This window comes from Candidatus Schekmanbacteria bacterium (genome assembly GCA_016219965.1).
In the GTDB taxonomy this organism is placed as follows: domain Bacteria; phylum Schekmanbacteria; class GWA2-38-11; order GWA2-38-11; family J061; genus JACRJM01.
This window is the reverse complement of sequence record JACRJM010000014.1, coordinates 90,390-113,071: the sequence shown is the minus strand read 5'-3', so window position 1 is coordinate 113,071 and position 22,682 is coordinate 90,390. Positions and strand designations below refer to the sequence as shown.

Below are 22,682 nucleotides of genomic sequence, written 5' to 3'. Positions count from 1 at the left end.
CAAAACTTGAATTTGCCAAAAAAATTTGCCATTGATTTTGTTTTGTCATTCCCTCGAAAGAGGGAATCCATTTTTCCTTATTTATAATAGTCTTTTGATAAAAAAGTAATTGATAAGTGCAATATTTCAGGCTAAATTAGTATTAAAATAAAGAGAAAAGTTGATATGAAATCGATTAAACAAATATCTGAAATCCTTGAGATGGATACTAAGGATTTGGAGAGAGAAAGCATTAAATCCTTTTTAAGCCAGAAGCTGAGGAGCATTGAAGTAGAGATATTCAAAATAGCAATGAAGCATGGCGTTAAATCCGTAGAAGAGTTAGATGAAAAATTAAAAGAAGGTTTGGTTGAAGAAGATGAAGTGCTCTCTGATTATCAGGAGCTTGATTACTACGAGTCTCAAAAAGATCATATACTTAAAGCGTTAAATTCACTTTAGTGCCTGATATCCAATCAATTGAAAGAATTATATCAATAGAATTTTCTGATATTGTTGAAGGGACTGAGATAGTCCATAACAAACTCAGAATTTTCCTAAAAGAAAATTCCTTTGTAGATATCTGGTTTTCCGAAAAAATCAAAGGAAGATATGCTTATCACTGGGACAGAAGAAACATAGATGATAAATTTTATCGTTATGACAATATTCCTCATAAAAAGTGGAGAAGCATAAAAACTTATCCGCACCATTTCCATAATGGCAGCAGCAGGAAAGAAGATACGAAGGAAAGTGATATTAGCAATGATATTGCTGGTGTGCGAAGATTTTTTTCTTTTATTAAAAAGAAAATTGAGATTGATTGAAATACGGTGTGCAGACTTAAAACCAAGAGGCTGGCAATAAGACATTGAAAAGAAGCAATATGAAAAAAGTGAGTAGAGATAAAGACACGTTGCCTGAGTATGATTTTAGCAAAGGTGTCCGCGGAAAATATGCAAAAAGATATGCCGCAGGAACAAATATTGTTCTGATTGATGCAGATGTTCTTGAATATTTTCCGGACCAGAAGTCTGTCAACGACGCTTTGCGCAGTCTTGCGACAATACTCCGCAGAAAAAAGAAAACCGAACAGGCTGTTCCACACGGACGCACTGCTGCACGCCGGTGAGAACTGTTTTATATAGAAATTGCTATTTATCTTTCAACCATTCTTTCTTACCTATAATAGTTTTTTGATAATCAAGATTTACTTTTTTCCTTTAGATTGCTTCCCATCCTTTGCTGTGATAACTTATAATTCATTGAAAAATATTGTACCAAGCAGTAGGATTGAGATGGTTCTGTTTAGGATCTTTCTAAGACAAATGAAAATTGAAAATAAAATAGAATATTGGTTAGATATAGCAGAATATGACATGGAAACAGCACGTCATATGCAAGCGAGAGGAAGATATCTTTATACGGTTTTCCTCTGCCAACAGGCATTGGAAAAAATCCTGAAATCTCTTCATATTAAAAAATTTGGTAAAGAATCTTCTTACTCGCACAACCTTGTTTATCTTCAAAGTAATTTAGAATTAGATTTATCAGAGTCTCAGAGAAAACTTCTTGCTGTTTTAACTGCATTTTATATAGAGGGGAGATATCCTTCTTATAAAAAGAAATTGTCATCTTTGGTTGATAAAGCACAGAGTGCAACACTATTAAATAAAACGGAAAAACTTTACCAATGTCTAAAGTCAAAACTAATATCATAAAGCTTTTAAAAGAATATATTACTGAGGTAAATAAAATCTGCCCGGTTGAAAAAGCTGTCCTGTTTGGTTCTTATGCCAAAGGGCTTAATAATAAGGATAGCGATATTGACGTTGCTATTTTTTCCAAGAAAGTAAATGAGAAAAACAGACTGGAAATAATGAGTAAACTAATAATGTTAATCAATAAATTTAAAGTGGACATTCAGCCTGTTGTTTTTCCCTATCGTGATTATCTGAATGATGACAATGATTTTATTTCAGGCGAAATAAAAAAGAGGGGAATGGAAATAAAGATTTAATCCCTTTCATTGTGTTATGAAAAAAGTGAGTAACGATAAAGACATGTTGCCTGAGTATGATTTTAGCAAAGGCGTTCGCGGAAAATATGCAAAAAGATATGCCGCAGGAACAAATATTGTGTTGATCGACGCAGATGTTCTTGAATATTTCCCGGATCAGAAGTCTGTCAACGACGCTTTGCGCAGCCTTGCTGCCATACTACGCAGAAAAAAGAAAACCGAACAAAAAAAGCTCTCTGTTTAAACCCCGTAATTTGTTCAGCATCATTTTAGCCAAATGAATCCTATTATGTCGGGGTTTTGGACATTCACCCCTCGCTTTGTCGGGGAATTGAACAGTTTCTCAGCAACCTCAAGGGAACAATATTTTCCTGTTTACATTTAAATCAATAGCTTATAGCGTGCATTGTCAATTGGCACTTATTTTGCATTTAATTATTAAATTTTCTTAAATTCAGTTTTTCTTATGGGGGTAGAACATGGGTAAATATTGTTTAGCACTTGTTTTTTTGTTATACGCAACAACCGTTTTTGCTCAAGTAATAGTTAATGACCCTAATTTTGAAGTGAAAATATACGCAGAATTTAATGGTTCTGGTACTGGAACCCTTGCTTTTGGAGAAGGGATGTTTGGAAATAAGTTATACAGTGGTTCATTTGATACAATATTAAAAATCCCTATAAATGAGCCAGCATCAACTTTTGTATCAAACTTACACGATTCAGTGGGTGGGCTAACTTTTGGTCCCGATGCAAATGGTGACATTAAGCTTTATCTCCTAAATGCAATTAGTGGCCCAGGAGGAGATGACATTTTAGAAATCGACCATAATGGAAATATTACCAATTTGATTTCAAATGTTGATATAGGTGCAATTGGAATTTCATTTACAAGAGATCATAATGGAGCTTTCATATCTCAAGGTTCTTTTTTTGTTGGGTCTTCATGGTCAAAAAATATTTTGAAGGTAGAGCCTTCAGGGACTGTTTCAAATTTGACGACACCAGGCAGTTTGAAATATCCAATGGGAATGACTTTCGGATACGATGAAGCGGGTAATTCATTTGGGAATGACAGTTTATTTGTAGCAGATTTAAAAAATCCTCCTGAATCTTCTGTCCCTCTTGGAACAAATACGATTGTAAGGATTTCCGCAGTTGGTGCAATAGAAACTTTCGCAACTGATGTTGATAATCCATATTCTTTAACATTTGGCCCAAATAGCTTTTTTGGCAGATTCTTGTTTGTTGGTTCAAGAGGATTAGACGACTCTTCTGGAAGCGGTTCAATATTTAAAGTAGATGAATATGGCAACTCAAGTATCTTTGCTTCGGGGTTCAATACACCAATATCTCTTGCTTTTAATAATGATGGAACAAGTTTGTTTGTAGGAGATGTATTATTTTCAACAGGTTATTTTAAAATATATGAAATCAAGTATGTGGGAGATCCCACTGTAATTGAACTCTCTTCATTTGAAGTTAGCCAGAAAAATAAAAAAGTCATCATCAAATGGCAAACTGGAACTGAAATTGACAACCTCGGTTTCAACATCTTGCGGAGTGAGTCTGAGGACGGAGAATATCAGAAGATTAACAAGAATCTCATAAAGGCTAAGGGCACTTCTACTAAGGGTGCATCATATCAATTCAAAGACAAGAAGGTTAAGGCAGGGAAGACCTACTGGTACAAACTTGAGGATATAGACAGTAATACAGTACCGACTCAGCACGATGCAGTGAAGGTGAAAGTGACGGCAAAGAAGGTTAAGACAAAGAAGAAGTAAAACAAGAAAGATTCTGGATCCCGCATCAAGTGCGGGATGACAGCTTTAGGTGTGTAGGGTCACAGATTTAGTTGTTCTGAATGACAAAGACTAAAGGAGAAAATTATGGATAACATAAAGAACGCTTACAAGAAACCAACCATCAAACAAGTAAAACTCGTACCTGAAGAAGCAGTGCTCGGCGTATGCAAAAGCGACACTGGTTCAGGGCCGAATCAGTCTGTCTGCATAATACCACAGTGCTTCAATCCGGGGAGTTGATGGAGAGCACACTGATTGACTTTTTGCAAAATGCTACTTTAAATGCGAAATAATAACTTGGGGCAGGTCAATATGAAAAGAATTTGGGAAAAATACGACTTAACAATCGAGCAAGTTGACAGGGGATTGCTCATAAGTCAAGGCGGTGATGCTTATGTTGCAAAAGAATGGCGACTTACACAGCAGGTAATAAAAATAATAGAAATTGCTCTACAAAATGGATTAGTCAGCCTCATACAGAATGGTCATCCCCAGCCAAGCAAGCGTGAACCAATGGGAGATGGTGCGGAATATTTATCCTTTGGGCGAGTACCTAATGAATTATGTTTGATGGTACTAAATAAAAATTCACCAACAAATCCAAACTCTCGCACTGATGTAAAAAAAGTTTTATTCAGAAAACACTATCGCCACGTATTAAAGCAATCAGATATTCCGTTTGAAGTAGAAAAATACAGAAATGCAAGCAATATAGAAGTGCCTGTAGACTATGTTGAGAAAGCAATCAAAGCATGTTTGCCATATCTTGATATTCACGCACCACGGAAAGGTCGTAGAGGTCATCCAGAAAAATATCCGGGTTTTAGTGAAGAAGCTGATATAGAAAGATGGCTTATGGAAAACTTAGATGAGCATTCTTTAGGAAGAAAGATTCGCGTGATAGACCGCCAAGTTCGAGTGGAAACAGGATTAATAGATATTCTGCTTCAAGATAAAGTATCAGAAGGTTTAATAATATTTGAGGTGAAACAAGGACGTGCGCAACCAATCCACGTAGAAGAACAGATTGCACGCTACCTCACAAGTCCTTATATACAAAACCTTGCAAACGGAAAGCCAGTGATTGGCTGTCTTGTGGCTGAATTAGTGGAATCAACTGTAAAGAAAGCGGTAGAAAACTCACAACACCCTATAGTTGCATTTGAGATAAAATGGGATTCGCCTAAAAATGTAACTTTGAAGCGAGTTGCAGGTTCTTGGCCTGACATACATTGAAATTAATTTTGAAAATTCTATGCATCTAATTGTTTTTCCAGTTAGTAGGAGGTAATATTTCTGGTTAAGATAATGAATTACCCCGCAGCAAGCTCCGAGGTACCCGAAAACAAAAATTCAATCGAATAGATTGAGTTGAGCACGATAAATTTGGCAATATTCACGTCCCTGATCTTTAACATATTTCTTTATCATTTTCCAATTACCTCTTTTCTGTTTCTGTATGCTTCACCTCGTTCCTGAAGAAGCTGTGCTTGGAGTTTGCAAGAGTGATACAGGGGCAGGACCGAATCAGTCAACTTGCATAATACCACAGTGCTTTAATCCGGGGAGCTGAAAGAACAATCTCTTGCAAAATTAACTGTTCAATCTTGACTATAGGACTGCTAAGAGCGATGATACCCAGATGTTTGTATCAACGACGGCTTTCACGATTTCGCTTTGCCTTGCGAACTTCTTTTATAGCTTCTTCTATATCAGCTTCAATTTCTTCAGGAGAGAATTTTGAAGTTTTACTGTGGATTGCTCTAAGTATCCGGTCAAAATTTTTCAGCCAGTCATCTTCAGAAATTATTTGTAATTGAACCTGTTTTTTATTTTTTAAATTTATTTTCTTTGTTGGCTTAAAAACTCCATTTTCATAAACAGCATCTATCACTTTAAGCATGACAGTACCTCCTTACAGAATAAGATTTACCACATGACTAAACTAACTGTCAAAGCTTAAAAAATTTCTTGAGATTCTTCACTGCATCAAGGGCGTCTTTGGCGTAGACATCGGCGCCGATTTTGTCGGCAAAGCTCTGGGTTACGACTGCGCCGCCTACGGCTACTGGTATGTTGATGGATAAATCCTTCAATGACTTTATCACCTTTTCCATTTCCATGACGGTTGTGGTCATGAGGGCTGAGAGACCGATGATGTCGGCTTTTTCCTTTACTGCTCTTTCTATTATTGTTTTAGTGGGGACATTTTTTCCAAGGTCAATCACATTAAAACCATGGTTTTGAAGAAGCGTTGAAACTATATTTTTCCCTATGTCGTGGACATCACCTTTAACAGTGGCAAGGATTATTTTTTTCCCTGTTACCGTTTCTGAAGCTTTAATTTCCTTTTTTATTCTTTTAAATCCTGCTTCGATTACCTCTGCTGACATAAGTACCTGTGGAAGGAACATTTCATTGTCCTGAAATTTTGTGCCAACTTTTTCAAGTGCAGGGATGAGATAGCGGTTGCTCACATCAACAGGAGCTACACCTTCGCTCAATGCCTGCTCTACAAGAGGGATGATATCGCTTTTGTTCCCTTCCATAACTGCCCTTGCTATCTTTTCTTCAAGGGTGTCTTTGCAAACTTCTAAGGCCTCAAGGGTTTTCTTTTCCGGTGTCTCTGTTTTTAAAACTGTCTTGTTCGCCATTGCATAGGTAATGTATTCCTTCGCACCCCTGTCGAATCCTGAGAGAAGCTTTGAAACTGCCATTCCTTCTTTCATCCTCAAATCAAGAGGGTTTGCAATCGCTGCATCAAGCCCCTGAGCTACGGCCATTGCAAGGAATGTGGCATTGATAGTGGTCCTTGACGGCAATCCGTGGGAAACATTGCTTACGCCAAGTATCGTGGCAACACCAAGCTTTTTCTTTATAAGCCCTATGGCTCTTAGTGTTTCCATTGCAGCTTCAGGCTCTGCCGCAACAGTGGAGACAACGCAGTCAACGATTATGTCTTCACGTCTTATCCCTGCTTTTACTGCTAAATTTACAATCTTGCTTGCGATTGCGAGTTTTCCCTCTGCTGTTTTAGGCACTCCAGTTTCATCAACTGTAAGAGCCAGTATTGCAGCGCCATATTTTCTTGCGATTGGGATAAGTGTATTTAGCTTTTTCTTTTCTCCGCTTATGGAGTTTATTATTGCCTTGCCTGAAAATGCCTTTAACCCTGCTTCCACAGCCTCAGGGTTGGATGAATCTATCATAAGAGGCACATCTACGGCTGACTGGGCTTCAAGCACCGCCATTCTCATAAGATAAGCCTCATCAGCTCCTGGAATCCCCATGTTGATATCAAGGATAGATGCGCCTGCCTCGACCTGCCTTATGGCATCTTCCCTTACAATGGAAAAATCTCCAGCAAGAACTTTTTCAGAAAGGTCTTTGCGGCGCGTGGGATTTATCCGTTCTCCAATTATTGCAACAGGATTGCCGCTCCCAATTGCGACAAGCTTTGTCCTGCTTGCTACAAGGAGATTGTTAATTACCGTTGCTTGCTTGGGTTTCACTCCTTTTACAGCTTTTTTCATTGCTTTTAAGTGCACCGGCGTTGTCCCGCAGCATCCGCCAATAATGTTTGCTCCCACTGATACAAGCTTCTTTGCCCCCTTTGCCATTTCTGATGGAGTCGCAGGGAAAACGGTTTTTCCATCTATCAACTGTGGTAAGCCTGCATTAGGCTGGCAAATGAGAGGTGTCACTGAAACGCTCTTCATCTGTTTTGCGATTTCGACCATTCCATCTATGCCGAGACTGCAGTTTGCTCCTATTGCGGATAGCCCCATAGAGCTAAGAACAACTGCCGCAATCTCTGGCGTTACACCAACGAGTGAGCGAAGATTGGTCTGGAAGGTCATTGTCGCGATTATGGGTTTATTTTGTTTATTGATGAGCAAAGACTTTGCTGCGATTATTGCGGCCTTGATCTCTGAGAGCTCTGACATTGTCTCTATGATGATTATGTCTGCTCCGGCATCAACGCATGGCTTTATCTGTTCTTTGAAAGCCGCCACTGCTTCATCGAAGGTAAGCTCCCCCATAGGATACATGAGTTTGCCCGTAGGTCCTATGGAAGCCGCAATCAGAGCTTTATTCTTTGCAACCTTTTTTAAGAGTTTTACCCCATCAAAATTCACTTTATGGATTTTGTCTTTGATTTTATCTTCAGCGAAAAACTCGGAGAACTTTATCCTGCTTGAGCCGAATGTATTTGTTTCAAGGGCTTCACAGCCTGCATCAATGTATTTTTGCCCGATCTCCTGAAGCCATTCAGGGTGCTCTATGTTTACCATCTCCGGCGGTTTGCTTTTATCAACATCTTTGCCCTGGAGCATTGTCCCTGTGGCGCCGTCAAAAATGAAGATTCTTTTCTTTAATATCTTTTCCAGTTGAGTCATGTTTGATTTCCCGGTGATTATTTTTTCTTTTGATTTTTATTTGTCGTTTTATTTTTTGGGACTGTTTCTATTATGGAGGCAACCTTTAATTTAAAAATAAGGATGAATAGGACAATGGGGACTATTATGAGCGCTACCCCCTGTGATGTGGAGATGACGCTGTCAAAGATGAATCCTCTTTCATCTCCCCTGAAGAATTCTATTATGAATCGTGCTGTGCCGTATAATGCAATGTAGAGAAGGGCGTTCTGTCCGTCAAACTTCTTTCTTTTAAGCGTAAGATTTAAGATTACAAAAATCATGAGATTTGATGCTGATTCGTATAGTTGTGTCGGGTGAATATGCTCGCCTAATACCGGATAGGCAAGGGATTCAGGGTTGGTAAATGTGATTGCCCATGGGACATCGGTTGGTTTCCCGTAACAGCATCCGGCAAAGAAACACCCTATTCTTCCAAAAGCATGTCCAAGCGGAAGAGCTGTTGCGAAAATATCAAGGAATTTCCAGACAGGCATCTTGTTTTTAGTAAGCATGAAATAGCCGACTGCAAGGGCTGCGAGAAATCCTCCGTAAAAAACCAGTCCCCCTTCCCATATCTTGAATATGGCAGATGGGTTATTTTTGTAATAACCGAAGTTTAGGAGAACATAGAGAAGGCGGGCTCCGATTACACCGCTAAGAACAAGATAAAGCGTTATGTCCAGTGATTTTTCGACATCGAGCCCTTCACGCTTTGTCTGTCTTGATATATAAAGAAGGGCAAAACCAATACCTATGGCAATCATTGTGCCGTAGGTTTTTACGCCAAAGCCGAATATTTCAAAAAGTGTTGGATACATAGAATTCCTGCCTTTCTTTAATATTATACAATTGCATTTTTCAAAAACCAAATCAATCAATTTCAGGTTTTTTTATTAATTTAGCCATTCCTCAATCACGTTGACAGTCATGGTTTTTCCTGTTAAAATGACTATGATAAAAGCTATAAATAGTCCAAATAAATATAAAAAAGTAAGGAGAAGTAATGGCTTCAGATTTACCTATTAATCTTATACCTGTAAACATTGAAGATGAGATGCGCAACTCTTACATAGATTATGCAATGAGCGTAATAGTGGGTAGGGCGCTTCCTGATGTGAGGGATGGGTTAAAGCCTGTACACCGCCGTATTCTCTATGCAATGGACGGGCTGGGCCTTGAATATAACAAACCATATAAAAAATCTGCAAGGATTGTCGGAGAAGTTCTCGGTAAATATCACCCTCATGGAGACAATGCTGTCTATGATGCCATGATCAGAATGGTGCAGGATTTTTCTCTTCGCTATCCCCTTGTTGATGGTCAGGGAAACTTCGGTTCCGTAGACGGGGATTCGGCGGCAGCCATGCGTTATACGGAAGTCCGTATGGCGAAGATCGCCCACGATATACTCCTCGATATTGATAAGGAGACGGTGGAATTTGTACCAAACTTTGACGACACTCTCGTTGAACCAGTGGTTCTTCCTTCACGTATACCAAACCTTCTGATCAATGGTTCAGCAGGTATTGCAGTTGGAATGGCAACAAATATCCCTCCGCACAATCTTGGTGAGATTATTGATGCGACTTTGGCAGTCCTTGAGAATCCTGATACAACTATTGATGAGCTGTTAAAATATGTTGCAGGTCCTGATTTTCCGACAGGCGCCTATATCTATGGCAGGGATGGGATTATAGAAGCATACAGGACGGGAAGGGGAAAGGTCCTGATGCGTGGGGTAATAAGTGTTGAGGAACAGAAAAAGTCTGGCAGATCGAGCATAATTATCACTGAAATACCCTATCAGGTCAACAAGGCAAGGCTCATCGAAGCTATAGCAGGGCTTGTAAGGGAAAAGAAGATTGAAGGAATATCAGACATAAGGGATGAATCAGACCGCGAAGGGATGAGGATAGTTATTGAACTTAAACGTGACGAATTCCCTGAGGTCGTTATTAATAACCTCTATAAACACACCCAGCTTCAATCTACATTCGGCATAATCATGCTTGCCATGGTTAACGGTGAGCCCAAGGTTTTAAACCTCAAAGAAGTCATCAAGTGCTTTATTGATTTCAGGAAAGAGGTGGTTGTAAAGAGGACGCGCTATGACTTAAGGAAAGCTGAAGAAAGAGCGCACATATTGGAAGGGTTGAAGACTGCTGTAGAGAACATAGATGAGGTTGTTGCAATCATAAAGAAAGCTGCAAACCCTCAGCAGGCTAAAGAGAACCTTATAAAAAGATTCCCCCTCTCTGAGATACAGGCAAAAGAAATACTCGAGATGAGGCTTTCGAGGCTCACAGGTCTTGAACGTGAAAAGATAATAGAGGAATACAAGGCTCTTTTAAAAACCATATCCGAATACATAGCCATTCTTTCAAGCGAGGCGCTTGTAAGAGATATTGTGCGTAAGGAGCTTAATGAGGTTAAGGACGAATATGCAGACGCAAGACGTACGCAGATAATCGAGCAGACAAGCGACATAAACATTGAGGATCTCATTAAAGAAGAAGAAATGGTAGTTACGATTTCACATAATGGCTACATCAAGAGGAATGCACTCAGCGTTTACAGAAGTCAGAGAAGGGGTGGCAAGGGAAAAACAGGAATGGCAACGAGAGAGGAGGACTTTGTTGAGTACCTCTTCATCGCAAGCACACATGATTATATCCTTTTCTTCTCAACCAAGGGGAAAGTTTACTGGATAAAGGTTCATGAGCTTCCTGAACTGGGTTTAAGCGCCAAGGGAAGGGCGATCGTAAACCTCCTTAACCTTGAGGCGAACGAGAAAGTCTGCGCTTCGCTTCCGGTTAAAACATTTGATTCTGAGCATTACATAATAATGCTTACCCGCCATGGGATTTGCAAGAAAACTACCCTTGATGCATTCAGTCATCCTCGCTCAGGGGGCATTATTGCCCTTTCCCTTGATGAAGGGGACGAACTTGTCTCGGTCGGTCTTACAGACGGCAAGAAGGACATCTTCATAGGGCTTAAAGACGGCAATAGCATCAGGTTTAACGAGGAAGATGTAAGGTCTATGGGAAGAAATGCCATGGGCGTTAAGGCAGTCACACTCAGTAAAGGTGATGCTGTCATTGCCATGGAGGTCCTTGATAATGCGAACACAATACTCACAGTTACTGAAAATGGCTTTGGCAAGCGGACTCCTGTGGAAGAATACAGAGTGCAGTCAAGAGGTGGAAAAGGGATAATCACCATCAAGACCTCAGACAGGAACGGCAGTGTAGTAGGTGTTAAACAGGTAAGCAACAACGATGACTTAATCATCATTACTGCCGACGGAAAAGTTATAAGGATGGCAGTGAGCGATATTTCAGTAATAGGCAGAAACACGCAGGGAATAAAACTTATTGATGCTGATAAGAGCTCCCATGTTGCCGGCATTGCAAAGATAGGTAAGGAAGATTAAGAGCAGTTCAGAGAATCTTCTTGATGTCTTTTTCAGTTTTAAATGTTACGGGAAAGCTTATAAAAAAGGTTTCTAACACGGCTTTGCCTGTAACTAAAACTTTCTCATTGTCCCGAAATAGGGATTTTAAATCATTCAGTGAAAGATTTGCATAGCTCGCCTTGAAAGGAATCTCTATATCTGTTTTCGTGCGTGCCGGAAGATTTATGCTGTCAGTTGTGTTCCCTTTTACAAGAGTGTTGTCTCCCATATTAACTTTGCATTTTAAGGATTTTACATTCAAAGAGAGCCAGTTAGGATTATTTACTGATAGCGTGATTGTACCTTTGACTTTGTTGCTGCCGAAATCCATCCCGTTTATTTCAATATGCTTGAACTGGAATGTGCATTTTTTTAATAAATCTTTAGATGAATAAGAAGTCGCAAAGACAACTATAAGGATTATAAGAACTGCTGCAAGAACATAAACCAGCGGTTTTTTCTTCTGTTTGCTTTCCGGATTAATTGCTGGTGAACCATCGTTTAAACTAGCATCGTTCATCTTGCTTCCTGTGCAGTATCTTCGTCGGTACCAGTATTGGTTTCCGATTTTTTTTGAAGTAACACTTTTATGCGTGGAGGTATGAATACATTGTCGAGATTGACTTTTGAGAGTTCCACTGAGAGGACTTCAACTTTTTCATCAGTATCAAGCTTCTTGTCAACAATGAGTCTTTCTTCGCTTCCTACCCTGCAAAGTCCGCCCCTTGTCTTCACTCCAGCTTTTTTCAGATCATCATACTGGAGTCTGATTGAAAGCTTGGAAACTATATCCTCAAGTTCCTTGAGTATCATTTCTTTTTTCATAGTTTCAGATTTTCGCCTTTCTTGTTTTTTTGTATCTTTGTCTCAACCGGGCGGCCACTGCATCTGTCTTCCGCCGAGCAGATGAAAATGAATATGGAAAACGCTCTGTCCCGCTCCTTCCATGCAGTTAAGCACTGTGCGGAACCCGGAGCTGTCAATCTTCCTTTCCTTTGCCACATGCTTTGCCGCCTGAAAGACTGCTGATAAAATATCCTTGTCATTATCCTCAATTTCCATTGGAGTAGCTATATGTTTCCTTGGTATGATGAGAATATGGACAGGCGCCTGCGGATTTATGTCCTCAATGACTACTACCTTGTCGTTTTCGTATACGAATTTTGCTTTTAACTCTCCCTTTATTATTTTGCAGAATATACAGTCCATTGACATTTCATAATCCTTTTTTCAGGTTTCTGTATTTCTCTTTCAGGCACTTCGATACAACAGTCGGGACCATACCGTCCATTTTGCCGCCGTATTGCGCTACTTCTTTCACAATGCTTGAACTCAAATAAGAATATTTCACAGTGGACATTAGAAAAACAGTATCAACATCTTCATAGAGTTTCCTGTTTGTTATGGCCATCTGGAACTCATATTCAAAATCGCTTACGGCGCGCAGTCCTCTGATAATTACCTTGGCCCCTGCGTTTCTTACGTAGGAGATAAGAAGGCCTTCGAAGGATTCTACCCTGAGATTCTTAAATTTCTTTGTTGCTGCATTAATCATCTTCATTCTTTCATCAACTGAAAAAAGAGGGTTTTTATCGGCACTCTTTGCAATTGCGACTATTACTTCGTCGAAGATCTGATGACCCCGTTCTATTATGTCAATATGTCCGTTGGTTATGGGGTCGAATGTTCCGGGATACACAGCGATTCGTCTCATGATTGTTTTCTCACAATATCAGGGTTTAATTCCTTTGTATTGATATAATACGATATTCTTGTTTCCCCATAAAGTTTTTCCCGTGTCAATTCAATATACCCGAATTTGTGCAGTAAATCCATTTTTTTGAATGATTCTGCTATTAATATTCCATGTGAAATAAGAAGCTCTCCTTCATCAATCAGTCTGATACATCTGTCATAGAAGCCTGACTGATAGGGAGGGTCAACATATATAATGGTAAATTTTATTTTCTGGGAGGAGAGTTTCTTTAATGCATGCACATAGTCAGCCGCCATTATAAGAGACTGTCCTTGAAAGCCTGTAATCACGAGGTTCTTCTTTATTACCTCAACAGCCCTGCGCTCACTTTCTATAAAAGTGGAATGGGATGCCCCGCGGCTTAAAGCCTCGATGCCTGTGCTTCCTGTGCCTGCGAATATATCAAGGAAGCTTGCGTCATGAATAGTGTCTCCAAGAGTGTTGAACACTGCCTCCCTTACCATATCGCGCGTGGGGCGAATGATATTCTTGGGAAATGTGCTGAGTCTTAGGCCGGACTTTTCTCCGCCTGTTATTCTCATAGTCATGGTAATTTACTAACCAGTCGCTTCATCCAAAAGCTCAACCCAGTGCTTTACACTCTGCTTTCCGCCTGCTCTTGCCAGGCCTCTGTTAATCTGCATTATGCACCCTGGACAGCCAGTGAGCACCATGTCTGCTCCGGTTGCCATGATTTTTTCTGTCTTGCGGCGGTTTATCTCGGAGCTTAGTTTCTCATTTTCAAGGCTGAACATTCCGCCAAATCCGCAGCAGTCAGCACTTCCTTCCATCTCAACAAGAGTTACGTTTGAAAGCATCTTGATTAACTTTCTCGGCTCATTTACAACTTCCTGCGATTTTCTCAGATGGCATGGATCATGATAAGTGACTTTCAGTTTTCTCTCTCTGTTATTTTTATTCAGCAGTTCTGTAATTTGTTTTCTTCCGGGTCCTTCTGTAAATTGTGATATGTCAATCACTCTTTCTTTGAATTTGTCCCACTGGGATTTCATAGCGTTGTTTTTTTCAAAGAGTATTGGATATATATTTTTAAAAGCCGCTCCGCAGCTTGCACAGGCTACGACGATATACTCAAAATCATATTTTGAGAAAAGCTCAAGATTCGACATTGCAAGAGTTAGAGCAGTTTCCCTGTCGCCTGAAAAATATGAAGGCAAACCGCAGCAGAATTGTTCCGGAAGAATTAGAGGTGTAAACCCTCCTTTTCGTATGACGCTTACTGTCGCTTCCCCGATATGAGGATATATATAATTTATGGTACATCCCTGAAAAAAAATTGCTGAACACGCACTTCGGCTTTTGTCGCTCTCATGGTTTTCAAATCTTTGATGAAAAGTTTTTGCCGCAATTTCGGGTATGAGCTTTTCTTCTCCTGGCAGAAAAATTCCTCTGTATAAGAGTCCACTTGTTGTCGGGATTTTTTTCAAGAGAACCTTCTGAATAAGTCCTGCTGTTTTAAAAACCGGATTCTTGGATGAGGTTTTTGCTGACAGGATTTTCAGCACTGCCTTTTTTAATGGAGGCATTCCCTTTTTGTTGAGCGCGATCTCCCTTGCTCCGGCTATTATCCTTTCAATCTCGACATTCGCCGAGCATGTTTCCCTGCATGACGTACAAAGGATGCACTGCGACAGGGCCTCGTAAAGGCTGTCAGAAAGCTCTAGATCAGATTTAGATAATGCCTCAATAAGGGCAATTTTCCCGCGGGCTACGGAGCGTTCTGTTTTTAAGATATCATATACAGGACAGACAGCCTGGCAGGCTCCGCATTTTACACAGGTTGAAAGTGCGTCTTTGAGTATCCCGTCAACCGACAAGTTTGCCCTCTTTGATGATTATTTCCCTGTTTCCGTCAGCATATTCAAGCTCGACAGTAGGAGAGAAAAGAACGAAATCCTGATGAAAACTTGTCCTGATTTTTCCTCCGAATGACATGTTATCACCAAAAGCTATATGAATGGTCCCAAGTATTTTTTCTGATTCAAGGATATTGTCCGGTTTTGACGCTTTAGGGTTTGTTCCAATGCCAAGCTCTGCAAGGACAGCGCATTTGGGTTCAATGTCTATCTGCTGACGCATTGCCGAGGCAAATTTATCAAGTCCCTGCAGAATAAAAATAGTGCCTTTTTTTATTTCAAATTTCACAGGGAATTTGAATTTTCTCGTCGGTCCCCACTCTGCTACAAATAATCCTTCGGCGGTATATTCAGGCGGCGCTATGAATGCCTCTCCTGCAGGGAGATTGCCGAATGCCCCTTCTTCCGTAAGTATCCCGGTATCTGCGATTCCCTGTCTCCCATTTAATCCTATGGAGAGGTTAGTGCCGTTCGGTGCAGTAATACTTACCGAAACAGCGTCTGTAAGCTTTTCTGCGATTCTTATTGTGTTTTTTTGAACCTCATTCCAGTCAACATCCATTGGTCCCAAAAACATGTCAGGGTCAAATAATGGCATGCTTGCATATCGTGCACCGGCACAGGTGGTCACAAGGTCGCGGAATTTAGTATGGCTCGTCGAGAAGTTTGAAAGGGCAATTACTACGTCAACTGCTTCATCGCTCCTCTCCATTACAATCTGTTCAGCTTCAAGAATCTGTTTCTTTCCTGCCTTTTTTTTGAGCAATGCTTCAAGGACCCCTGAGTCGCGCAGTGAACCGTAAACATGACTTCCAAAAGCTTCCTTCCATATATAGTCCGGAGGTTCGACTCCATGAGTACCTGTGGCTTCGTATTTCAGGAATACAGTTTCGTTTGTCTTGGAAATGTATTTGAAAATGCTATGGGCAGTCTCTGCCAGCTGCGCACGTCTGCTCCGGTCATCGTCATTAGGGGTTTCATGTTCTGATATTATGTCGCAGAAAATAAGTACCCTCTCTTCTTTTTTTATTCCAAGGTTTTCCTGAACTAATTTTTTTATTGCCTTTACAGTTTTATCCATTTCCCCGTGCCTTGTATGTTGTTTTGAAAATAACGAGTTGCTGTCTTTTACTAATAAATAAGTTTTCCATATTTATCAAGCTGCTATATCATCATACCTTATACCTTGACAGTTAAAAGAATATTCTGTTAAAAAATGATATAGGGAAATGATAAAATGATTACTAAAAATACTATTCCAGTTAAGAATCCATCTATCCTTTGCACTGAATTAGATGAAGAGGCTGTTCTTCTTGATCTCAATACAAAATGTTATTACGGACTCAATGAAGTAGCGCTTGTCATATGGGGTCTTATTGATGGAGTGATTAAAGTGGATGGTATAGTCGAAAATATATGCAGCAAGTTTGATGTAACTCCCCAGAATGCGATGAAAAGTGTCGTAAGGCTGCTGGAAGAGCTTAATGGAAATAAACTTATCAATTTTAAAGCCTCCGTTTGATTTTTTTAGAAATTTTTTAACTTCATTTTATAACTCATAATATGCCTATGATTGAAAAGTCCTATCTGATCTATGGCAATCCGGTTACAGTCACTACTGACCAGGAAGATGTGATTGGTCTTGTTGATGATATAATAGGTTTTTTCTCTGCAACAGCGGCTGATGAGAAGGCAGGCTCTATAAGGATTTCAATCTTAAAATCTGATGGTGAGTCTATTGAAAAAGTCATGAAAGAATTGGATGGGATAGAGCAGCTTTTTGCTTTTGACAGATTAACGGGCTATAGAGTTGGAGAAAGGCTTATTCTTGTTGACGGCCATTCCGCTGCGGTTTGCTATCCGGACAGGGGAATTGCTGATATTTACCTCAACCTCAAGACGATAGAGATAAGAAGATTTTTTTCTTTTATATTTTTTTATATTATGCTTGTTGAGATGTTAAGATACAGAGGGCTATACTATGTCCATGCCTCATGTGTATCTGTTGGAGACAGGGGCGTGCTGATTTCCGGAGATACAGGGGTGGGCAAGTCGACTTTGTGCATAACGCTCCTTCGCGAAGGATGCAAGTATCTCTCAGACGATGGAGTGCTTTTAAAGGATGAAGGGGAAAATGTGAGGATATTGTCTCTGCCAGGGGATTTTCATATAGATCCTGCAATCTCCGAAAGATTTGAGGAGCTTGAGAGGGTAAAGAATGCAAGGAAATACGGGGATGGGCCAAAGCGTTCTTTCAGGGCGGAGGATGTTTATCCGGAACAGTTCGTCCTTGAAGCAAAGCAGGGATTCATTCTTTTCCCGGAAATAACAGGAGAAGAAAAGTCAGCTCTAATTCCGCTTGGCAGGGCCGAGGCTCTGGCAAGATTGATACCCAGCAGTCTGCTTGTGATGATGGACAAAGATATTGCTCCGATGCATCTTGCTGCATTAAAAAAAATTGTGGAGAAATCGAAATCTTACAGGATGAGAAGCGGAGCTGATCTTATAAAGAGCCCGCACTCTGTAGTCTCTATGATAAAAAAAGAACTTTTTGGGGAGTGCTGATATGCCGGATGACATGGCTTTTCTCACGGAACTTGGGATTGAACTTACAAACCGCTGCAATTTTGTTTGTAAACATTGTTTAAGGGACGAGAGGCTTCCCCGCAGGAACATATCATTTAAACTTATAAAAAAGATACTAAAGGAAGCGAAAGTCTACGGTATAAAGCACATAGCCTTCACAGGCGGAGAGCCTACTCTGCATCCTGAGTTTGAGAAAATCATAAAAGAAGTTGTGACTCACGGATTCACTTACCATGTTGTTACAAATGCATGGAATTTCCTCGACGTGCTCCCTATCCTCGAAAGGAACGGTTTAGGAAAATTGAAAGGACTTTCGTTCAGCATTGACAGTCCCCGCGAGGAAGTGCACGACGAAATAAGGGCCAAAGGCTCATATAAACGGGTCATGTCTGCCATCAGCGCGTGTTTCCTTAAAAAAATCCCTTTCAGCCTTCAGATGACTATTTGTAACAAGAATATTGACCAGCTCGATGAGATGGCTTTGCTTGCATCGAAGCTAAAGGCAGAAAGGCTCTTTTTTGCTTTTATACAGCCTACTCCCGGCAATGTAAGGGAAGGTCTTGTTCCGACCCCTGAGGAGCAAACCCGTGTAGCTGCCGAAATTGTAAGAATGGCAGGCGTTTTTTCAATCGGCATTTTCCTCTCGCCGGGCTTTGATGTTCCCGAGCTTATGTTCCAGTGCAGAGCTTTAAGGATGTCTTCTCTGACAGTGGATTTCATGGGAAACCTCATGTTCTGCTGCCAGCTTTCAGGATATGCAGGAGGGGAAGCGAACAAAGATGTAATTGCAAATCTTTCCAAGGTGAGCCTTTTTGATGCGCACAAGATGCTGATAGACAAGATTGCTGAATTTCAGAAAGACAGGGTGTCCCTGATAAGCAGTAAATCCGTAGGCTCACTCGACAGGTTCCCCTGTTTTTATTGTGCAAAGTATTTTGGAAAGCTGAATTGGCTGAAGAAAGACCCCAAGAACCCCTGGAACAGGGATTAAGAGCGAATTGAACCGCCTCTCATTACTGATAACAAATGTAATTCTTTTCTTTAAAATATTCCTGCTTGTGCTTGCTCTTCCGTTATTGTTGAAGAGTCTTAGCCTGCCGCGCTTGCTGAAACTGCTTACCCCTCGAAAAAAAAAGAAGATGGATGACAGGGTTATAGAGAGGATATTGAAGATTACTGATTCCATACTTGGAATTCGGTTTTTTGTTTTTACTCCGTCATGCCTTAGAAAATCTCTTCTTCTTTACCATTTGCTCAACAGATACGGGATGAAAGTGAAAATACATTTTGCCGTGAAGAAAGATGACGGAAAGCTTGATGGTCACAGCTGGCTTACAAAAAATGGAAAAAGAGTCTATGATTACCTCGAATCAGTTGATGATTTCAGCATTACCTATACATATCCTGAGGAAGACTGAAAGAGATAAACTCACCTTTTGAATACTTTCAATCTTTCTGTTGTGCTTTGACTTTTTGCCGTATTGTCGTGGCTATCTATGTAGTATGGTTTTCCGAAGGGATCCGAAGGAATGCCTCTTATCAAGCCTGCTTTGAGAAGGTCATCAATACTTTCAGGATATTTTTTATAAGTAGAATGAAAGTCAGATATCAAATTATTTAGAATGCTCAAATCCCGTTCTATGTATAAAAGATTGAGACGTTTATCGAGTTTTGCCTTCATATCTTCGTCTTCAGTTGTTTCAAGGAGTTTTTTCACGAAGATTATCCCATTTTCAGGCTTTCCAGCACTGCTGTAAAGGCGTGAAGCAAAAAGCTTAAGAAACACAGGAGAGCCGGGAAGCGTTGATGCCCTGTCGATATAATATGCTGCTTTCCCGTAATCCTGCTGTAACTCGAAATAATTATATCCAATCAGGAAATAGAGGAACCAATTATTAGAGGTATTTTTTATTCCTTTTTCCAGTATTTTCACACTCTCCTCTGATTTTCCGGCTACCACTGTAAACATTAACCCTGCGAACTGATAAGCGAGTGTAAAGTCCGGGTCAAGGTCTGTTATAACATCGATTGTATGGCTAAACCATGACCACCCTTTTTCTGTCTGTTTTTTATCGCCCATATACTGTACGACTCTCAGCCAGAGAATATCGCTTATGAAAGCAGTCTGGTTCAAAGATATGGTTTTAATGACATAGGCAGGAGGAAGCATTTCAAGCTCCTCAGATTTCTTGAAATTACCCTTCACTTCGTCAATGCGGCACTGGACGAAGAAAACGATAAATAAGATTGAGACTATTAATGATGCTGCAACTAATGATTTTATTGGTTTATCCATCTCACAGTTTTTGCTTCAACTCAGTTGAGAGTTTTAAAAAAGATTTTTCATAGTCTGACAGATTTTGCTGGTTTTTCAAATCATTAAACTTTTCTTTGATGTCAGCAAGTATTTTTCCGCTTTTATCTTTTTCAGAAGATTTCTCATAAAGCCAGTATAATGATTCCAGCGCAGGAAGAAAATCAGGTTCTATCTTTAGAAGTTTTTGAGCCTCTGCTTCAGCACGTTCTGTTTCACCAACTTTTGCAAATAGTGAGACTATCTCAATACTGTAAAAGGGGTTATAGGGGCTAAGCTCTTTAGCCGCTTCGAAAAAAGTGAGAGCCTTCATCAGATAATAACTGGAATTCTTTTCAGAGGGAAAAGCGGAGATTATTTTGCCTGAATAATAGTAAAAAGAACTGTTCATTTTGTTAAGCGAAATAGCGGTGCTTTCATCAACAAGCGATTTATCGAGATAGTGTACATCTTTAGAATCCAGAAATTTATTGAACCATAAATTCGCCCGTGCATTGAATGTTTCAGAATCAAAGGGCATCATTAATAAGGATTTAGTAAATTGTTCTTCTGAGATTTTGTACTGAGATTTTTTATTATAAGTAATGCCCTGATCCTTATAAAATTGCCCTCCGCAAAACAAAAGGGAAAGCAATATTAAAATAACCAAAGGGAATGAGATTATCCACCGGAAGAGAAAAGATACTTTCAGGTTGAATGTCTTTGGAGGGCTTAGCGTTTCAGCTTCATTAATCAACATTGCAGCGAGTATTGAAAGCATTATACCTGCTGTATAGTCATGAAGTGATGAATCGACCATGCAATGGATAACGATGACCAAGAACCCTCCCAATATACCTGTTTCCAACCCATAGCCTTTTCCCCCTAAACATGTGCTAAAGAATGGTCTTAATTTTTTAATAAAAAGCAGAAAAAGTATGATCAAAATTAAAAGGCCCTGAATTCCCATTTCTGCCAGAAACTGAAGATATTCATTATGGGCAGTAACAGCATGGCGGCCAAACCTTGCAACAGCTCCTTCGACAGGGAAATTGTACTTTGGAAAATAGTATTTATACATTCCGGCACCTATTCCCCATGGATTTTCGGCGAACATTCTGTATGTGCTCTCCCATATTCCTGTCCGGCTGAATCCGAACAAATCATGGGAATAGGATGTTTCAATCCTGGTTTTCAGAGGGTTGGGTACAAAAAAAAGAATAGCTAATATGAGAGGTAGTACTATTAATGCTTTGAATCTAAATCGCAGAAAAGTAAGCAGAATAAGAGTTATCAATAGTGCCATTGCCGCCCCTCTTGAAGCAGAAAATATAATCCCAGAAACAAGGAATAAAAGTATAATTACTGATGATGAGGTTGAGAATATTGTTTTTAACGCTCTATGGCTTATTTGACAGTTATTACTATTCTTAAAAAAAAGGATGCTGATTATAATTGCAGAAGATACTCCGAGATAGAGCGAAAAGAAATTGGGATTGAAGAAACTTCCAACTGCTCTTGGTTCATTCAAAGCTAAATACTTTATGATTCCATAAACAGCTTCTAAGGATGCACTGACTATGATAAGTAAGGCTATCCAGTATTTTCTCACATGGTAGTTTTGCATGTTTCTGCAAATTATGTAAACGCCTCCGTAATTAACAATGCACATTGTCAATTGCAGCGAATCATAAAAAGAGGGAGAAAGAAAAAAAGTTGAAATTATAAATAGGGAAAAAAAAGTCATTATGCAAAAGCTCAATGCTGAAAGATTAAGACTTATAGATTCTTTTTTATTGTCTTCGTTAAAAGCAATAATGATTAGCGCAATGAGCGTAAGAGCTCTTATTCCGGTAACAGATGCGTAAGTAGTTCCACCTGCAATGAATGGTGAGATTAATATTGTAGAAGCTAGTAGATAGAATGTGCAATTTTGAGAAGAAAGATATTTTTTCATCTATGACACTCACAAAATAAAAAGGGAGGATATCTGAGATATCCTCCCTTTTTAAACTTTATTTTTCAACTAATGTCAGACGTCATTATTGGAATTATTGAGATTTTTTACATCATTGATAGTCCACTGATCTTCTGTGGCATCAGAGTCTATGTTTCCTGATGCTCCTGCTGTGAAAGCATTTGTTGCCACTGCCACACCTGTCGGCATAGTCATACCTGTTGCACTGCCAGTACCGGTACCTATCGCTGTTTCTCCACTGGCCAGGAAATATTCATATCTTGTTGTTCCTTCTGGTGCCCAGTTAAGGGTTGCAAAAGTGGCTGCAAATGCATTTCTCTCACCAAAATAACTTACCTGTGCAGTAAATATGGCTGAGAGGTTGTTCTTTGCTTCTGATTGCTTTGCCTTTGCCTGGAACTTCAGGAAGTTAGGTATTGCTATAGCAGCAAGTATACCTATAATGGCTACAACAATCATTAACTCAATAAGTGTAAACCCCTTTTTCTCTCTAAGTTTGCTGAACAT

General features: G+C 39.8%; 27 protein-coding genes. 14 read left to right on the top strand and 13 right to left on the bottom strand.

The features are described 5' to 3' along the window. Positions 1 to 201 precede the first annotated feature (201 nt). From HZA77_13370 to HZA77_13330, 9 genes are all read left to right on the top strand, one after another. Positions 202 to 441 (top strand): hypothetical protein, encoded by a 240-nt coding sequence (locus HZA77_13370; GenBank protein ID MBI5376417.1) that lies wholly within the window; start codon positions 202 to 204, stop codon positions 439 to 441. Then, positions 441 to 806 carry a hypothetical protein gene (locus HZA77_13365; GenBank protein ID MBI5376416.1) on the top strand — a complete coding sequence of 122 codons (366 nt, stop codon included), beginning with the start codon at positions 441 to 443 and terminating at the stop codon, positions 804 to 806. The genes HZA77_13370 and HZA77_13365 overlap by 1 nt, the downstream gene beginning before the upstream one ends. A 59-nt stretch (positions 807 to 865) precedes the next feature. Then, a complete protein-coding gene (locus tag HZA77_13360) occupies positions 866 to 1,111 on the top strand; it encodes a hypothetical protein (GenBank protein MBI5376415.1) in 246 nt (81 codons plus the stop codon). 196 nt (positions 1,112 to 1,307) lie between these two features. Next, positions 1,308 to 1,700: a HEPN domain-containing protein gene (locus HZA77_13355; GenBank protein ID MBI5376414.1), complete on the top strand. Its 393-nt coding sequence runs from the start codon at positions 1,308 to 1,310 to the stop codon at positions 1,698 to 1,700. Continuing rightward, on the top strand, positions 1,673 to 1,999 hold the full coding sequence (locus HZA77_13350; protein ID MBI5376413.1) for a nucleotidyltransferase domain-containing protein: 327 nt from the start codon (positions 1,673 to 1,675) through the stop codon (positions 1,997 to 1,999). The genes HZA77_13355 and HZA77_13350 overlap by 28 nt, the downstream gene beginning before the upstream one ends. A gap of 16 nt (positions 2,000 to 2,015) precedes the next feature. Continuing rightward, positions 2,016 to 2,243, top strand: a complete 228-nt coding sequence (locus HZA77_13345; GenBank protein ID MBI5376412.1) for a hypothetical protein — start codon at positions 2,016 to 2,018, stop codon at positions 2,241 to 2,243. 235 nt (positions 2,244 to 2,478) lie between these two features. Beyond that, complete coding sequence (locus HZA77_13340) at positions 2,479 to 3,786, top strand: hypothetical protein (protein MBI5376411.1); 1,308 nt, start codon at positions 2,479 to 2,481, stop codon at positions 3,784 to 3,786. Between the two features lie 105 nt (positions 3,787 to 3,891). Continuing rightward, on the top strand, positions 3,892 to 4,047 hold the full coding sequence (locus HZA77_13335; protein ID MBI5376410.1) for a hypothetical protein: 156 nt from the start codon (positions 3,892 to 3,894) through the stop codon (positions 4,045 to 4,047). 72 nt (positions 4,048 to 4,119) lie between these two features. Beyond that, the gene (locus HZA77_13330) at positions 4,120 to 5,043 is read left to right on the top strand and encodes a DUF91 domain-containing protein (GenBank protein MBI5376409.1); all 924 of its coding nucleotides are present in this window, start codon (positions 4,120 to 4,122) and stop codon (positions 5,041 to 5,043) included. 415 nt (positions 5,044 to 5,458) lie between these two features. Here HZA77_13330 and HZA77_13325 read toward each other — a convergent pair whose 3' ends face one another. From HZA77_13325 to lgt, 3 genes are read right to left on the bottom strand one after another with little or no spacing between them, the layout of a single operon-like run. Then, the gene (locus tag HZA77_13325) at positions 5,459 to 5,710 is read right to left on the bottom strand and encodes an antitoxin family protein (protein MBI5376408.1); all 252 of its coding nucleotides are present in this window, start codon (positions 5,708 to 5,710) and stop codon (positions 5,459 to 5,461) included. A gap of 49 nt (positions 5,711 to 5,759) precedes the next feature. Further along, positions 5,760 to 8,207, bottom strand: coding sequence for a homocysteine S-methyltransferase family protein (locus HZA77_13320; GenBank protein MBI5376407.1), 2,448 nt, complete (start codon positions 8,205 to 8,207; stop codon positions 5,760 to 5,762). A gap of 17 nt (positions 8,208 to 8,224) precedes the next feature. Further along, a complete protein-coding gene (lgt, locus tag HZA77_13315; protein ID MBI5376406.1) occupies positions 8,225 to 9,046 on the bottom strand; it encodes a prolipoprotein diacylglyceryl transferase in 822 nt (273 codons plus the stop codon). Positions 9,047 to 9,231: 185 nt separating this feature from the next. Between lgt and gyrA the strand changes: the two genes are divergently transcribed. Beyond that, positions 9,232 to 11,664 (top strand): DNA gyrase subunit A, encoded by a 2,433-nt coding sequence (gene gyrA, locus HZA77_13310; protein MBI5376405.1) that lies wholly within the window; start codon positions 9,232 to 9,234, stop codon positions 11,662 to 11,664. Positions 11,665 to 11,671: 7 nt separating this feature from the next. Here the strand turns inward: gyrA and HZA77_13305 are convergent, their stop codons facing one another. Genes HZA77_13305 through HZA77_13275 form a run of 7 tightly spaced genes read right to left on the bottom strand, consistent with a single transcriptional unit; the run spans position 11,672 to position 16,399 of the window. Continuing rightward, complete coding sequence (locus HZA77_13305) at positions 11,672 to 12,205, bottom strand: LEA type 2 family protein (GenBank protein MBI5376404.1); 534 nt, start codon at positions 12,203 to 12,205, stop codon at positions 11,672 to 11,674. Continuing rightward, positions 12,202 to 12,510, bottom strand: a complete 309-nt coding sequence (locus tag HZA77_13300) for a hypothetical protein (GenBank protein MBI5376403.1) — start codon at positions 12,508 to 12,510, stop codon at positions 12,202 to 12,204. Before HZA77_13300 ends, HZA77_13305 begins: the two co-directional genes overlap by 4 nt. 42 nt (positions 12,511 to 12,552) lie before the next feature. Continuing rightward, positions 12,553 to 12,894 carry a histidine triad nucleotide-binding protein gene (locus HZA77_13295; GenBank protein MBI5376402.1) on the bottom strand — a complete coding sequence of 114 codons (342 nt, stop codon included), beginning with the start codon at positions 12,892 to 12,894 and terminating at the stop codon, positions 12,553 to 12,555. A 7-nt stretch (positions 12,895 to 12,901) separates the two neighbouring features. Next, positions 12,902 to 13,399 carry a pantetheine-phosphate adenylyltransferase gene (coaD, locus tag HZA77_13290; GenBank protein ID MBI5376401.1) on the bottom strand — a complete coding sequence of 166 codons (498 nt, stop codon included), beginning with the start codon at positions 13,397 to 13,399 and terminating at the stop codon, positions 12,902 to 12,904. Next, the gene (gene rsmD / locus HZA77_13285; GenBank protein ID MBI5376400.1) at positions 13,396 to 13,989 is read right to left on the bottom strand and encodes a 16S rRNA (guanine(966)-N(2))-methyltransferase RsmD; all 594 of its coding nucleotides are present in this window, start codon (positions 13,987 to 13,989) and stop codon (positions 13,396 to 13,398) included. The genes coaD and rsmD overlap by 4 nt, the downstream gene beginning before the upstream one ends. Positions 13,990 to 13,998: 9 nt before the next feature. After that, on the bottom strand, positions 13,999 to 15,279 hold the full coding sequence (locus HZA77_13280) for a (Fe-S)-binding protein (protein MBI5376399.1): 1,281 nt from the start codon (positions 15,277 to 15,279) through the stop codon (positions 13,999 to 14,001). Beyond that, on the bottom strand, positions 15,269 to 16,399 hold the full coding sequence (locus tag HZA77_13275) for an aminopeptidase (GenBank protein MBI5376398.1): 1,131 nt from the start codon (positions 16,397 to 16,399) through the stop codon (positions 15,269 to 15,271). Before HZA77_13275 ends, HZA77_13280 begins: the two co-directional genes overlap by 11 nt. Positions 16,400 to 16,555: 156 nt before the next feature. On the opposite strand from HZA77_13275, the gene HZA77_13270 reads away from it, so the two are divergent. From HZA77_13270 to HZA77_13255, 4 genes are read left to right on the top strand one after another with little or no spacing between them, the layout of a single operon-like run. Continuing rightward, the gene (locus tag HZA77_13270) at positions 16,556 to 16,840 is read left to right on the top strand and encodes a PqqD family protein (GenBank protein ID MBI5376397.1); all 285 of its coding nucleotides are present in this window, start codon (positions 16,556 to 16,558) and stop codon (positions 16,838 to 16,840) included. A 47-nt stretch (positions 16,841 to 16,887) separates the two neighbouring features. Beyond that, positions 16,888 to 17,883 carry a hypothetical protein gene (locus tag HZA77_13265; GenBank protein MBI5376396.1) on the top strand — a complete coding sequence of 332 codons (996 nt, stop codon included), beginning with the start codon at positions 16,888 to 16,890 and terminating at the stop codon, positions 17,881 to 17,883. A gap of 1 nt (position 17,884) precedes the next feature. After that, a complete protein-coding gene (locus HZA77_13260) occupies positions 17,885 to 18,895 on the top strand; it encodes a radical SAM protein (GenBank protein MBI5376395.1) in 1,011 nt (336 codons plus the stop codon). A 7-nt stretch (positions 18,896 to 18,902) separates the two neighbouring features. Continuing rightward, entirely contained in the window at positions 18,903 to 19,322 is a 420-nt protein-coding gene (locus HZA77_13255; GenBank protein ID MBI5376394.1) for a lasso peptide biosynthesis B2 protein, read from the top strand. An 11-nt stretch (positions 19,323 to 19,333) separates the two neighbouring features. Here HZA77_13255 and HZA77_13250 read toward each other — a convergent pair whose 3' ends face one another. From HZA77_13250 to HZA77_13240, 3 genes are all read right to left on the bottom strand, one after another. Further along, entirely contained in the window at positions 19,334 to 20,200 is an 867-nt protein-coding gene (locus HZA77_13250; protein ID MBI5376393.1) for a hypothetical protein, read from the bottom strand. Between the two features lies 1 nt (position 20,201). Further along, positions 20,202 to 22,154 (bottom strand): O-antigen ligase family protein, encoded by a 1,953-nt coding sequence (locus HZA77_13245; protein MBI5376392.1) that lies wholly within the window; start codon positions 22,152 to 22,154, stop codon positions 20,202 to 20,204. Between the two features lie 75 nt (positions 22,155 to 22,229). After that, complete coding sequence (locus HZA77_13240) at positions 22,230 to 22,682, bottom strand: prepilin-type N-terminal cleavage/methylation domain-containing protein (GenBank protein ID MBI5376391.1); 453 nt, start codon at positions 22,680 to 22,682, stop codon at positions 22,230 to 22,232.